The sequence below is a fragment of the Streptomyces sp. DH37 genome, from assembly GCF_029813835.1.
Lineage (GTDB): Bacteria > Actinomycetota > Actinomycetes > Streptomycetales > Streptomycetaceae > Streptomyces.
Genome location: NZ_JARVKV010000038.1, coordinates 1 through 12,703 on the forward strand (window position 1 = coordinate 1; position 12,703 = coordinate 12,703).

The 12,703-nt window shown below is 75.4% G+C and carries 13 protein-coding genes; 7 read left to right on the top strand and 6 right to left on the bottom strand.

Annotation, left to right across the window (positions count from 1 at the left end):
* Positions 1 to 27: 27 nt before the first annotated feature.
* The gene (locus QC029_RS19015) at positions 28 to 951 is read right to left on the bottom strand and encodes an RNA polymerase sigma factor (protein ID WP_279556905.1); all 924 of its coding nucleotides are present in this window, start codon (positions 949 to 951) and stop codon (positions 28 to 30) included.
* Positions 952 to 1,213: 262 nt separating this feature from the next.
* Here QC029_RS19015 and QC029_RS19020 point away from each other — a divergent pair, with 262 nt between their 5' ends.
* Positions 1,214 to 2,452 carry a DUF6350 family protein gene (locus tag QC029_RS19020; protein ID WP_279556906.1) on the top strand — a complete coding sequence of 413 codons (1,239 nt, stop codon included), beginning with the start codon at positions 1,214 to 1,216 and terminating at the stop codon, positions 2,450 to 2,452.
* A gap of 79 nt (positions 2,453 to 2,531) precedes the next feature.
* Here the strand turns inward: QC029_RS19020 and QC029_RS19025 are convergent, their stop codons facing one another.
* Positions 2,532 to 3,491 carry a hypothetical protein gene (locus QC029_RS19025; RefSeq protein WP_279556907.1) on the bottom strand — a complete coding sequence of 320 codons (960 nt, stop codon included), beginning with the start codon at positions 3,489 to 3,491 and terminating at the stop codon, positions 2,532 to 2,534.
* A gap of 222 nt (positions 3,492 to 3,713) precedes the next feature.
* Here QC029_RS19025 and purN point away from each other — a divergent pair, with 222 nt between their 5' ends.
* Together purN and purH are read left to right on the top strand one after the other, a co-directional pair.
* The gene (purN, locus tag QC029_RS19030; RefSeq protein WP_279556908.1) at positions 3,714 to 4,367 is read left to right on the top strand and encodes a phosphoribosylglycinamide formyltransferase; all 654 of its coding nucleotides are present in this window, start codon (positions 3,714 to 3,716) and stop codon (positions 4,365 to 4,367) included.
* Entirely contained in the window at positions 4,360 to 5,937 is a 1,578-nt protein-coding gene (purH, locus tag QC029_RS19035; RefSeq protein WP_279556909.1) for a bifunctional phosphoribosylaminoimidazolecarboxamide formyltransferase/IMP cyclohydrolase, read from the top strand. The genes purN and purH overlap by 8 nt, the downstream gene beginning before the upstream one ends.
* 130 nt (positions 5,938 to 6,067) lie before the next feature.
* On the opposite strand, the gene QC029_RS19040 is transcribed toward purH, so the two are convergent.
* Together QC029_RS19040 and QC029_RS19045 are read right to left on the bottom strand one after the other, a co-directional pair.
* On the bottom strand, positions 6,068 to 6,631 hold the full coding sequence (locus tag QC029_RS19040; RefSeq protein ID WP_279556910.1) for a hypothetical protein: 564 nt from the start codon (positions 6,629 to 6,631) through the stop codon (positions 6,068 to 6,070).
* Positions 6,632 to 6,859: 228 nt separating this feature from the next.
* A complete protein-coding gene (locus QC029_RS19045; RefSeq protein WP_279556911.1) occupies positions 6,860 to 7,531 on the bottom strand; it encodes an RDD family protein in 672 nt (223 codons plus the stop codon).
* A 382-nt stretch (positions 7,532 to 7,913) separates the two neighbouring features.
* Here QC029_RS19045 and QC029_RS19050 point away from each other — a divergent pair, with 382 nt between their 5' ends.
* The 4 genes from QC029_RS19050 to QC029_RS19065 all read left to right on the top strand — a co-directional run bounded on the left by QC029_RS19050 (position 7,914) and on the right by QC029_RS19065 (position 11,091).
* Positions 7,914 to 8,786: a bifunctional methylenetetrahydrofolate dehydrogenase/methenyltetrahydrofolate cyclohydrolase gene (locus QC029_RS19050; RefSeq protein ID WP_279556912.1), complete on the top strand. Its 873-nt coding sequence runs from the start codon at positions 7,914 to 7,916 to the stop codon at positions 8,784 to 8,786.
* The gene (locus tag QC029_RS19055) at positions 8,776 to 9,288 is read left to right on the top strand and encodes a DUF3017 domain-containing protein (RefSeq protein WP_279556913.1); all 513 of its coding nucleotides are present in this window, start codon (positions 8,776 to 8,778) and stop codon (positions 9,286 to 9,288) included. The genes QC029_RS19050 and QC029_RS19055 overlap by 11 nt, the downstream gene beginning before the upstream one ends.
* A 304-nt stretch (positions 9,289 to 9,592) precedes the next feature.
* On the top strand, positions 9,593 to 10,582 hold the full coding sequence (locus tag QC029_RS19060; protein WP_279556914.1) for a malate dehydrogenase: 990 nt from the start codon (positions 9,593 to 9,595) through the stop codon (positions 10,580 to 10,582).
* 329 nt (positions 10,583 to 10,911) lie between these two features.
* Complete coding sequence (locus QC029_RS19065) at positions 10,912 to 11,091, top strand: hypothetical protein (RefSeq protein ID WP_279556955.1); 180 nt, start codon at positions 10,912 to 10,914, stop codon at positions 11,089 to 11,091.
* A gap of 118 nt (positions 11,092 to 11,209) precedes the next feature.
* Here the strand turns inward: QC029_RS19065 and QC029_RS19070 are convergent, their stop codons facing one another.
* Positions 11,210 to 11,710, bottom strand: a complete 501-nt coding sequence (locus QC029_RS19070; RefSeq protein WP_279556915.1) for a DUF3574 domain-containing protein — start codon at positions 11,708 to 11,710, stop codon at positions 11,210 to 11,212.
* Positions 11,707 to 12,690, bottom strand: coding sequence for a DNA-binding protein (locus QC029_RS19075; protein WP_279556916.1), 984 nt, complete (start codon positions 12,688 to 12,690; stop codon positions 11,707 to 11,709). Before QC029_RS19075 ends, QC029_RS19070 begins: the two co-directional genes overlap by 4 nt.
* Between the last annotated feature and the right edge of the window lie 13 nt (positions 12,691 to 12,703).

A 12,703-nucleotide genomic window follows, 5' to 3' on the forward strand; every position in this document is an offset into this window, starting at 1 on the left:
CCCCCCGGGGGTGCGGGCCCGCGGCCGTCAGCCCGCCGCCCGGTCCTCCCGGGCGGCGCTCCCGTCCCCGCCGCCGTCCGGGGAGGTCCCGGAGACGGCCGGGGCCTTCGCCTTCTGCGGCGCCTGCTGCGCGGGGGCGGGCCCCTGCGGTCCGGTGAGGGCCGTCAGCAGGGACGCCGCCGCCACCAGCGCGGTCGCCCCGAACGCCGCGCCCGTGCGCAGCCGGACCAGGTGCTCGCTGCCGTCGCGCGCCGCGCGGGCGGACGGCGGCTCCGGCAGGGCCTCGGCGTCCGCCAGCTCCGCCAGCAGCGAGCGGATGATCTCCCGGCGCCGGTCCGGCGCGACGCGGCGCAGTCCGGGCACGTACTCGGCCAGCGCCTCGCGCGCGTGCATCAGCCGCGCGGCCGTGGCCGCGGTGCTCGCCTCGCTCTCGGCGGCCGCCTCCGACAGCTCCAGGCCGAGGCCGTCGTGCAGGAGCAGTGTCCGGCGGTAGGAGGGCGGCAGGTCCAGCAGCGCCTCCAGCGGCAGCGCCCCGCCGTCCTTCCGCGACCCGTCCCGCTCCGGGCCGCTCCTCCGGGCCGCGCGGCGGCGGGGATCCAGCCGGTGCCAGGGCGAGAGCGCGTGGTCGTACGCGGCCGCCCGCACCCAGCCGGCCGGGTCGCGGTCCACGGCGACCTCGGGCCACCGCTCCCACGCCAGGCGGAAGGCGTGCCGTACGGACCGCTCGGCCAGTGACCGGTCGCCGGTGAGCAGGAACGCCTGCCGGAGCAGCGGGCGGGCCAGACGCGCGTACAGCAGGTCGAACGCCTCGGCCGGTCCGTCCGCCGCCGCCGGGTGGGGGAGGTCCGCGGTCTCCGCGAGTCCGGACGGCGGCCCGGCCGGGGGCGGTGTGTGCCCGGTCCCGGCGTCGGCGTCCCTGGTGGGCGCGGGGATGGAGAGTGTCCTGGTCATGCTGCCCGCCCCCTGCGGATCGTCATCGGCAACGGCGGTACGGAAGTCGTACCGCCGCACTGTATGAAGAAGTTCCTCACGTATGGTGTGCGACACATCGATGGTTTCCCCGCTACCCGGACCAATCGGGCGTTGTTGGCAGCATGACGGCGTGCATCCCATGACCCGACGCGACGCGTCGCCGTCCCCACCGCCCCCGCATGCCCCTGCGCTCGCCCGCCATGCACCGGTCCCTCCCCGAGATCGTCTCCTCGACGGTGTGATGGCCGCCGGCCTCGGCCTGGGCGGACTCACCGTCCTCGTCCTGCTGCTGTGGATCACCTCGCCCTACCCCGACGGCGGCCCCGGCGGCGCGCTGCACATCGCCGCCGATCTGTGGCTGATGGCACACGGTGCCCCTCTCGTCCGCACCGAAACCCTCGACGGCGCCCCCGCGCCGGTGGGGCTGGTGCCGCTGCTGCTGTGCGCCGTGCCAGTGTGGCTGCTCCACCGCACGGCCCGCGGCGCGGTCCGCGGGCCGGCGGCCCCCGGCGGTTTCCTCGGCGAGGACGAGGGGGGCCCGCCGTGGCGCTCCGTGGGGTGGATCAGCGCCGGTTACCTGCTGGTCGCGGCGGGCGTCACCGCCTACGCCACCACCGGCCCCATCCAGGTCGACCCGGTCGCCGCCGCGCTGCGCCTGCCCGCCGTGGTGGTCGGCGCGGCGGCGGCGGGGGCGTGGACGGGCCTCGGCCGGCCCCTGCCCGCGCCCCCGCCCGCACGCCGCGGGCGGGGGCGCGGTCGGCACGCCCCGGCCGGTGCGCCGGGGGCCGTACGGGCGGCGCTCACGCGTCCCGGCGCATCGGCCGCGCTGCGCGGCGCCGCCGCGGCGACCGCCGCACTGTGCGCCGCGGGCGCGCTGCTGACCGCGGGCACCCTGCTCTGGCACGTGGCCACCGCGCAGCGGGCGGCGTTCCCGCCGCTGACCCCGACGTGGTCCGGGCTCGTGGCGACGCTGCTGCTCGCCCTGGCCCTGACGCCCAACGCGGCCGTCTGGGGCGCGGCGTACGGCCTCGGCCCCGGCTTCACGCTCGGCGGGGGCAGCTCGGTGGGACCGCTGGCCGTGACCGGCCTGCCGCCGCTGCCGGACTTCCCGCTGCTGGCCGCCGTACCGGCCGAGGGCCCCGGCACTCCCGTGGCCTGGGCGCTGGCGGGCACGGTGCCGCTGGCGGGCGGACTGGTCGCGGCGTGGGGCGTGGCGGGTACGGCCGTTCCCGGACGGGGGCGGTGCGCGCTGGGCGCGGGGGCGACCGCGTGCGCCGCCGCGCTGGCCGCCTGCGGCTGCGGGGCGGCGATGGCGCTGCTGGCGGTGTGCGCGGGCGGGCCGCTGGGCACGGGGACGCTGGCCCACCTGGGCCCGGACTGGCGGCTGACCGGGGCGGCGGCGCTGGGCTGGACCGCCGCCCTGGGAGTGCCGGGCGCGCTGGTCCTGCGGGCCTGGCGGCTCCGGCCGCCCCGGCGGTGACGCCCGCGGGGCGTCACCGCGTCACCGCGTCACCGCGCCACCGCGCCACCGGCCGTGGGCCCGTACCGCCCGGCCCGTCCTACTGGTCGCGCTCGCCGAAGAGGGGGCGCAGCTCCTCGGGGAGGTGCCGCTCGCACGCCTCGCGCGAGGAGTTGGTGAGGGCGTCCTCGACGCAGACGAAGTAGTCCCGGTAGACGAGCTGCACCGAGAACTGCGCCGCGATGATCAGCAGCGCGATGATGCCCGCGACCAGCCCGCTCACCGCCGCCGCGAACTGCGGCCTGGCGCCCTGCCCGGCCGCCGGGTGCGGGGTCGCCCCGGCGGGCTCGGCGGCTCCGGCGGGGGCGCGGTCCGTGCCGGCCACGTCCTCGGGCCGGGCCGCCGCCCGGGTTCCGTCCGCCGTGCCCGCGCCCGTGCCCGCGCCGGTGCCGCGGGCCCCGCCGGCACCCGGCTTGGCGCGGATCGAGCCGATGCCCCAGTACACGGCCAGCGCGCCCAGCGGCGTCGCCAGCCAGGGGAGGCCGAAGAGGGCGAAGAAGAAGCCCCACATGCCCGACAGCAGGGCGTACCGCGCCTGCCGCTGGACCGGATCGGTCGGGTCCCAGCGCATCCCGCCCGGCGCGCCACCGTCCCGCCCGGATCCCTCCGGACGGCCGCCTCCGCCGAAGCCCCCGCCGAAACCGCCGCCCTGGCGGCGCGGCTGGCGGCTGCTCCACCGGCCGCCCCAGTCGGGGGAGGAGTCCTCCGGGCGGTCGCCGTCCCGCCCGCCGTCCCCGCCGTTCCCCTCCGGCCCGCCCGGCTCACCGGACGGGTCGGAGCCGCGCCGGCCGCGCGGACGCCACGGCTGCTCGGGGCGCCCCTCGGGAGGCGCGGCGAAGGGGTTGTCGTCCGCGGGACCGCGGGAGGCCCGGTCGGTGGAGCGGGACGGGCCGGAGAGGGACCACCGCTGCCGGAGCAGGACCGGAGCGGTACCGGTCGGAATGCCGGCCGGGATGCCGGTGGGAGTGGCGAGGGCCGGGCGGCGGCGTCGGTCCGTCATGTGCTCTGTGTCTTCCCCTAGGTGTCGTCCCGGCCCCGGGCCGTGTACGGATGCGTGGCCCAGACGCTACCTGGCGGCCGTCCCCCCGTCCCGAGGGGGCCGTCCGGTGTGCCGGTATCGTTGCTGACGGTCGGCCGCTTCGTAGGGTTCCCCGGATTCGTCCGCCCCATGGACTCGTACGACCACACAAAGCCGCACCACCCTCCGAGAAAGAGCCTCGTCGTGGCTTCCGCTTCCCGCTCCTCCGCCTCCCACTCCCCAGCCCGCGTCGTGGTGCTCGTGTCCGGTTCGGGGACGAACCTCCAGGCGCTCCTCGACGCCATCGCCGAGGAGGGACCGGACGCCTTCGGCGCCGGGATCGTCGCCGTCGGCGCCGACCGCGAGGGCATCGCCGGGCTGGAGCGCGCCGAGCGCGCCGGGCTGCCCACCTTCGTCTGCCGCGTACGCGACCACGGGACCCGGGACGCCTGGGACCGCGCGCTGGCCGAGGCGACGGCGGCGTACGAGCCCGACCTGGTGGTCTCCGCCGGCTTCATGAAGATCGTGGGCAAGGAGTTCCTCGCCCGGTTCGGCGGGCGGTTCGTCAACACCCACCCCGCCCTGCTCCCCAGCTTTCCCGGCGCCCACGGCGTGCGCGACGCGCTCGCGTACGGCGTGAAGGTCACCGGGTGCACCGTCCACTTCGTCGACGACGGCGTCGACACCGGCCCGATCATCGCCCAGGGCGTGGTCGAGGTGCGGGAGGAGGACGACGAATCCACGCTCCACGAGCGGATCAAGGAAGTCGAGCGGCGGCTGCTCGTCGACACAGTGCGACGGATCGCCCGCCACGGCTACCGCATCGAGGCAAGAAAGGTCATTCTCGGACATGACTGAAGGCTCTGAGGGCACCGCGACCACCCGGCGCCCCGTCCGCCGCGCGCTGGTCAGCGTCTACGACAAGACGGGCCTGGAGGAGCTGGCCCGCGGCCTGGACGCGGCGGGCGTCCGGCTCGTCTCGACCGGCTCGACCGCCGCGCGGATCGCCGCGGCGGGCGTGGAGGTCACCCCGGTGGAGGAGCTGACCGGCTTCCCCGAGTGCCTGGACGGCCGGGTCAAGACGCTCCACCCGCGCGTCCACGCCGGCATCCTCGCCGACCTGCGGCTGGAGGACCACCGCCGGCAGCTCGACGAGCTGGACGTGGAGCCCTTCGACCTCGTCGTCGTCAACCTCTACCCCTTCCGGGAGACGGTCGCCTCCGGCGCCTCCCCGGACGAGTGCGTGGAGCAGATCGACATCGGCGGACCGTCGATGGTCCGCGCCGCCGCCAAGAACCACCCGTCCGTGGCGGTCGTCGTCAACCCCGACCGCTACGGCGAGGTGCTGGAGGCGGTCGCCGGCGGCGGCTTCGACCTCGCGGCGCGCAGGCGGCTGGCCGCCGAGGCGTTCCAGCACACCGCGGCGTACGACGTGGCCGTCGCCTCCTGGTTCGCGAGCGACTACGCCCCGGCCGACGACTCCGGCTTCCCCGACTTCCTCGGGGCCGCGTACCAGCGCTCGAACGTGCTGCGCTACGGCGAGAACCCGCACCAGGCCGCCGCCCTCTACACCGACGGCAGCGGCGGACTGGCCGGCGCCGAGCAGCTGCACGGCAAGGAGATGTCCTACAACAACTACACGGACACCGACGCCGCGCGCCGGGCCGCCTACGACCACGCCGAGCCGTGCGTGGCGATCATCAAGCACGCCAACCCCTGCGGCATCGCCGTCGGCGCGGACGTCGCCGAGGCCCACCGCAAGGCCCACGCCTGCGACCCGCTGTCCGCTTTCGGCGGCGTGATCGCCGTCAACCGCCCGGTCTCCGTGGCGATGGCCGAGCAGGTGGCCGAGATCTTCACTGAGGTCATCGTCGCCCCCGGCTACGAGGACGGCGCGGTGGAGGTGCTGGCCCGCAAGAAGAACATCCGCGTGCTGCGCTGCCCCGAGGCGCCGGCCGCGCGCCTGGAGCACAAGCCGGTCGACGGCGGCGCGCTCCTCCAGGTCGCCGACCGCCTCCAGGCCGCGGGCGACGACCCCGCCAACTGGACCCTGGCCACCGGCGAGGCGCTGGACGCGGCGGAGCTGGCCGAGCTGGCCTTCGCCTGGCGGGCCTGCCGGGCGGTGAAGTCCAACGCGATCCTGCTGGCCAGGGACGGCGCCACCGTCGGCGTCGGCATGGGCCAGGTCAACCGCGTGGACTCCGCCAAGCTCGCGGTCCAGCGCGCGGGCGAGGAGCGGGCGCGCGGCTCGTACGCGGCCTCCGACGCCTTCTTCCCCTTCCCCGACGGCCTGGAGGTCCTGACGGCCGCGGGCGTGCGGGCGGTCGTCCAGCCCGGCGGCTCGGTCCGCGACGAGCAGGTGATCGAGGCGGCGAAGGCGGCGGGCGTGACGATGTACCTCACGGGCACCCGGCACTTCTTCCACTGAGGTGGACGGCACGGAGGCCGCGCCCCGGCCGGGGCGCGGCCTCCGGCGTGCGCAGGGACCCGCCCGGGCCCGGCCGCGTACGGGGACGTGCACGCCCGTGCACGGGCGGCGGACGCCGCGGCGTGCGGGGTCAGGCCCGCGGGCGGGTGAACCAGGCCGCCGACTCGGCGGAGGACAGCAGTACGAGGCAGATGACGCCGAGCGCGATCCACAGCAGTCCGAGCGGCAGCGTGACCAGGCCGACCAGGACGAGGAGGGCCGACCAGACGATGCCCGCGATCCGCAGGCCGCTGCCGCCCCGCGGGAACCTCGCGGCGAGCACGATGCCGGCGATCGCGTGGACCAGGAAGAGGGCGAACATCGTGTAGTAGATGCCGGTGCCCACGCCCAGGTCGCCGTACCTCTCCTTCAGGTCGCTCTGGGCCGCCGCGAAGGTGACGATCGCCAGCAGCGAGAAGAGCGCCTGGAGCCCGCCGGTGATGAAGAAGATCATGCGGGACGAGTTGACCTTGCTCGGCATCCCTCCCGTCGGACCGCTCGGGGAGCCCAGCGGGCCGGGCGGCGGGGCGAGCGGGTGCTCGACGGGCCCGCCGGCCGGGCGGCCCGGGGGCCGGTCGTAGGGATTCCTCTCGTAGGGGTCGTGGGGATCCTTCCGGTAGGGGTCGTTCGGGGTGTTGGGGTCGGAGCTGCTCATGCCGGGTTCCTCCGAACGGTCTCAGCGGTGACCGGACGCTCGAGGGCCGTGCCGCGGTCCCCCGCGGTACGGCCCTCGACGCCTGCGCCCGTGCGCGACGCCCGCCTGGCGGGCCGCGCCACTCCCTCATGACCACCCTTCCCCGTACCGGCCGGACCATCCCTGGCCGTCCGGTGGACCGCGGGAGGCGGGAGGGGACCGGCGGGCGGAACTACTGCTGCTTCACGGCTACTGCTGCTTCACGACGACGCTGCTGATCACCTTGTCGGCGAAGGTCTGCTTCTTGTCGTCCCACAGCGGCCACAGGTAGCCGATGTAGCAGGCCGCGCCGTCCAGGAAGTGCGCCAGCTTCCGCACGAAGGCCATGCCGAAGCCGAGCGGACGCCCGTCGGCCTCCCGCAGCACGCTGATCTTCAGGGCCTTCTTGCCCGGCGTCTGCCCGGTCTTGCCCTCCTTGTAGATCAGCCAGATCTGGCCGGCCAGGGAGAGGAGGGCGCCGATGGCGATCATCGTCCAGGCGCTGCCGGGCACCGCGACCTCGGGCGACGCGCAGGTGGCGTCGTTGACCGGGCAGTTCTCGATGGTGTCGATGGCGGCGCCGATGATCTGCGCGTAGCCGATGCCGATCAGGATCATCGGGACCAGGCCGACGATCAGGCCGTCCAGCAGGTACGCGCCGACCCGGGCGCCCCAGCCCGCGTACGGCGGCATGCCGCCGCCGTAGGGCTGCTGCGGGTACTGCGGGTACGCACCGCCGGGCTGCTGCGGGTACGCCCCACCGGGCTGCTGCGGGTACGCGCCCTGCTGCGGCACACCCTGCTGCGGGTAGCCGTAGCCGGGCTGCGGGGGCTGGCCGTACGGGTTCTGCGGCTGGCCGCCGGGCTGCTGCGGATAGCTCATGCGGGTTCTCCTGCGAGCGGAAGGGACGGGGACGATCGGGGCCGAGTGGAGGTCCCGGGGGACGTCCGGAGGAACAACTCGGCGCCCCCGCAGCTCCGCCGCGTGAGGATCGGGTCGTACATGAGCGTGCCTCCCCCGTGTGCCGTGCCCGTCGGCCCCCCGCGGGTGCGGCACCGGCGACCATGCTGGTCGGGGCGGCTGACGCTGTCCAGACAAGATCGGGGAATGTGGCGAATCCGCAACGCGCCGGGGACCTTCCGCCGACCCGGACGCGCCGCCGGCCCGCGCGTTCCGCGACGCTGCGGTCACACCGCGTCCCGGCGGGGGCCCGCGGCGTGGACGCGATTGGAGACCGGGTCCCCGCATCCGGGAGGATGGGCCCATGACCGCCCAGATTCTCGACGGCAAGGCCACCGCAGCCGCGATCAAGACCGAACTCGCCGCCCGCGTAGAAGCCCTCAGGGCGCGCGGCATCCAGCCCGGCCTGGGCACGCTCCTGGTCGGCGACGACGTCGGCAGCCAGAAGTACGTGGCGGGCAAGCACCGCGACTGCGCCCAGGTGGGCATCGCCTCCATCGAGCGCGAGCTGCCCGGCACCGCCTCCCAGGAGGACGTCGAGGCGGTCGTCCGCGAACTCAACGAGGACCCGGCCTGCACCGGCTACATCGTGCAGCTCCCGCTGCCGCGCGGGATCGACACCAACCGCGTCCTGGAGCTGATGGACCCGGCCAAGGACGCCGACGGACTCCACCCGACGAACCTCGGCCGCCTGGTGCTGAACGAGCCGGCGCCGCTGCCGTGCACCCCCAACGGCGTCATCGAGCTGCTCCGCCGCCACGGGGTGGAGATCGACGGGGCGGACGTGACCGTCGTCGGCCGCGGCATCACCGTCGGCCGCTCCATCGGCCTGCTGCTCACCCGCCGCTCCGAGAACGCCACGGTGACCCTGTGCCACACCGGCACCCGGGACCTGGGGGCGCACCTGCGCGGGGCGGACATCGTGGTGGCGGCGGCCGGGGTGGCGCACCTGGTGCGGCCCGAGCACATCAAGCCGGGCGCGGCCGTGCTGGACGTGGGCGTCAGCCGGGACGAGACGACGAGGAAGATCGTCGGCGATGTGCACCCGGACGTCGCCGGGGTCGCCGGGTGGCTCTCCCCGAACCCGGGCGGCGTCGGCCCGATGACGCGGGCGATGCTGCTGGCCAACGTCGTGGAGGCCGCGGAGCGCGTCGCGGGGACGGACCGTGTCGGCTGATACGGGGAAGGCCGCGGACACGGATCCGGCCGGGGACGCCGCGGAGGCCGCCGGGACCGGGGAGGCCGGAGAAGCCGCAGGGACCGGGGACGCCGGAGAGCCGGCCGGGGCCGCCCGGCGGCCCTCGCGGCGGTTCCCGCTGATCACCCGTGACACCGCCCGGCCCGAGGGCGGCGGACGGGCGGCCCCCGGCGACGCCCCCGCGCCCGCGCGGCAGTGGCCGCTGCTGTGCGTGCTGGCCGGGACGGCCGCGGGGCTGCTGGTGACGCTCGGCGACTTCCGCGCGGGCACCCTGGTCATGGGCCTGTCCGTGCTCTCCGGCGCGGTGCTGCGCTGGGCCGTGCCGTCGGTGGGGATGCTCGCGGTGCGCTCCCGCTTCACGGACGTGGTCACGTACGGCGTGCTGGGCACGGCGATCGCGCTGCTGGCGATGATGGCCCAGCCGGAACCCTGGCTGGAGTTCCCCTTCCTGGAGGACGTCGTCCACTTCACGATCCGCTAGCGGGGCTCGCCGTCCGGTCTCGCCCGGGGCCGTCCGGGACCGTCCGGGGGCTCCCGCCCGCACACGGTGCCCCGGCGCGCCGCGACACGGCTGGTTCCGGACGGCATGACGGCGGCGGTTCCGGGCACACGGACCGCCGTGACCCCCCACGGGCGCGGTACCCCCCCTCGCAGCCGCCCGCCGATCCCCCCTCCGGCGGGCGGCTGCCCCCGCGCCCGGGCCGTCGGATAGCCTGACGCCAGGTCTCTTGATGTAGAGATACGTTGGAGACCCAGCCGCCACTGTCAGGTAAACGGAGACCGCCATGACCCGCACTCCCGTCAATGTCACCGTCACCGGCGCCGCCGGCCAGATCGGCTACGCGCTGCTGTTCCGCATCGCCTCCGGTCAGCTCCTCGGCGCGGACGTGCCGGTCGCGCTGCGCCTCCTGGAGATCCCGCAGGGTCTCAAGGCCGCCGAGGGCACCGCCATGGAGCTGGACGACTGCGCCTTCCCGCTGCTCAGCGGCATCGAGATCACCGACGACCCCAACAAGGCGTTCGACGGCGCCAACGTCGCCCTCCTCGTCGGCGCCCGCCCGCGCACCAAGGGCATGGAGCGCGGCGACCTGCTGGAGGCCAACGGCGGGATCTTCAAGCCGCAGGGCAAGGCCATCAACGACCACGCCGCGGACGACATCAAGGTCCTGGTCGTCGGCAACCCGGCCAACACCAACGCCCTGATCGCCCAGGCCGCGGCCCCGGACGTACCGGCCGAGCGCTTCACCGCGATGACCCGTCTGGACCACAACCGGGCCCTGTCCCAGCTCGCGAAGAAGACCGGCGCCCCGGTGTCGGAGATCCGCCGCCTCACCATCTGGGGCAACCACTCCGCGACCCAGTACCCGGACATCTTCCACGCCGAGGTCGCGGGCAAGAACGCCGCCGAGACCGTGAACGACGAGAAGTGGCTGGCCGAGGACTTCATCCCGACCGTCGCCAAGCGCGGCGCCGCCATCATCGAGGCCCGCGGCGCCTCCTCGGCCGCCTCCGCCGCCAACGCCGCCATCGACCACGTCCACACCTGGGTCAACGGCACCCCGGAGGGCGACTGGACCTCCATGGGCATCCCGTCGGACGGCTCCTACGGCGTTCCGGAGGGCCTGATCTCCTCCTTCCCCGTCACCTGCTCCGGCGGGACGTACGAGATCGTCCAGGGCCTGGAGATCAACGAGTTCTCGCGGGCGCGCATCGACGCCTCCGTGAAGGAGCTGGAGGAGGAGCGCGAGGCCGTCCGCGGTCTCGGCCTCATCTGAACCGGAGCTGATCCGGAATCTGATCCGGAGCTGATCCGGAACGTCCCGCACGGAGGCCCCCGGCGCTCGCGCCGGGGGCCTCCGCGCGTCCTCGCGCCCGGCTGCTCCCCGTGGGCACCCGGCTGCGCCGTGTGGTGCCCGCGATGTCCTTCATACCCGTACATCCCCTTAAATTCCTTTAGATAATCCCGAGTGGATCATGCTTTCTTATGTAGAGCACGCCACTTGGCATGGATTTAAAGAACGAATTCCTCGGCGCAGGGCATGGGCCCAGGTCGCTCGGCCCCACCGGGCGGCAACAGCACCATGCGAGGAAGGCAGTACGGAACGTGTCGGCAATCGAGATCATGCACATCGACGGGGAGTGGCGCCCCGCCGCCTCCGGAAACACCGGGGAGGTCCTCGACCCCGCCGACGCGACGGTGCTCGCGGTCGTCTCCGAGGGCGGCGCCGGGGTCGCCGGGCGCACCAACGACGGCACCTGCCTGCCCGGCGCCGGCGGTCACTGACCGCCGCGCCCTCCCGGCCCACGGGCCCCGCCGGCACCGGCACCGGCACCGGTGGCGGGGCCGGGCAGCGGTCGCCACCGGTACCGGCGCGGGGCGGGACGGGACGGGCGCGAAGGGGTCAGAAGTCGGCCCGCACGTGTTCGTCCACCCGGCCGACGGACTCCAGGTCGTACATCTCGGTGTACCGGTCGCGCAGGTACTCGATGTCGTCGTCGTGCGCCTTCGCCTTCTCCGCGGGGTAGAGCAGGATCAGCTCGTAGGAGCGCTCCCCGTTGATGGACCCGGTCTTGTCGCGCCACTGGCCGTAGCCCTCCTGGAGGGTGAGGCCGTCGGGGAAGCGCGGGGTGACGTACTCGTCCAGGAAGTCCATGAACTGCTCCTCGGTGATCGGCGGTTCGCCGTGGTGGCGGCCGGTGCCGAAGAAGAGCTGGGTGCGTACGTACGGTCTGGTGTGGGCGGAGGCGCCGGCTCCGGACGCCTCGGCGCGGGCGGCGGCGGGTCTGTCGTCCCGCTCCTGGAGCGCCGTGGTGAAGGCGGTGGACGCGCCCGCCGCGCAGACGAGGGCGGCCAGGAGGACGGCGAGGCGGACGCGGCGGGACGTGTGCGGCTGAGGCTTCATCGGGGCTCCGGTGGTTCGGTGGGCAGGTGGTGGACATGTCCTTCACCGTGCCGCTCGCGGGGGAGTTCCCGCGCGAGCAGCTCGGCCAGGTCTCGGGTGGTGCCGCGGAGTCCGCGGGGCACGCGGCGGCCTCCGTCGACGGCGGCGATCGCCTGCCGCAGGGAGTTCAGAGCCCGTACGGAACCCATGCGGGGCGCGCTCTGGGCCAGGGCGGACAGCCAGGCGTCCGTCTCGCGCCACGCGCCCGCGCCGGCCAGGACGCGGCCGAGATCGGCGGCGAACAGGGCGCGGTAGGCGGGGCCGCCGTCGGACGCCACGGCCGCGTGCAGCAGGGCCGCCGCCCCCTCCGCGTCTCCCAGGTCGGCGAGGACGAGTCCGTGGTGGCCGTCCAGTTCCGCGCGGTCGAACCACCAGCTCCAGGCCGGGTCCCGGTCCGAGGGCCCGTCCGCGGACATCTCCCGGGCGGCGGCCAGGGAGCGCAGCGCCTCCGCCCTCCTGCCGAGCTGGGCGTGCGCGCGCGCCTCGCGCACGTGGAACAGGGCGGCCACCCGCGGCGGCAGGTCCCTCCGGGCCAGGACGGACGAGGAGGTGCGCAGGGAGGCGCCGGGGCGCCCGAGGTGGGCCTGCTGCATGCTCAGCACGGACAGGACCAGCAGCTCGATGGAGCGCTCCTCCTGCGGGAGGCGACGGGCCAGGGCGAGCGCCCGCCGGTTGAGGCGGTACGACGGCCCGTGCCGTTCGGCGTCGAACAGGATCCAGGCGGCGACCTCGAAGAACTCCGCGAGGTCCGCGCCCGCCGTACCGGCCGGGACGGCCGCGCCCGCCGCCTCGACCGCCCTCACGGACCGCATCGCCACAGGGGCCGCGCGGCGTGCCCCCAGCGTCCGGTCGAGCGCGAGGAGTTCGGCCGTCATGGCGCGGACGTCCGGCGGGGAGGGCATCGGGGCCGCGCGGCCTGCCCGGGCTGTCTGGGGTTCCATCGGTTTCCTGGCG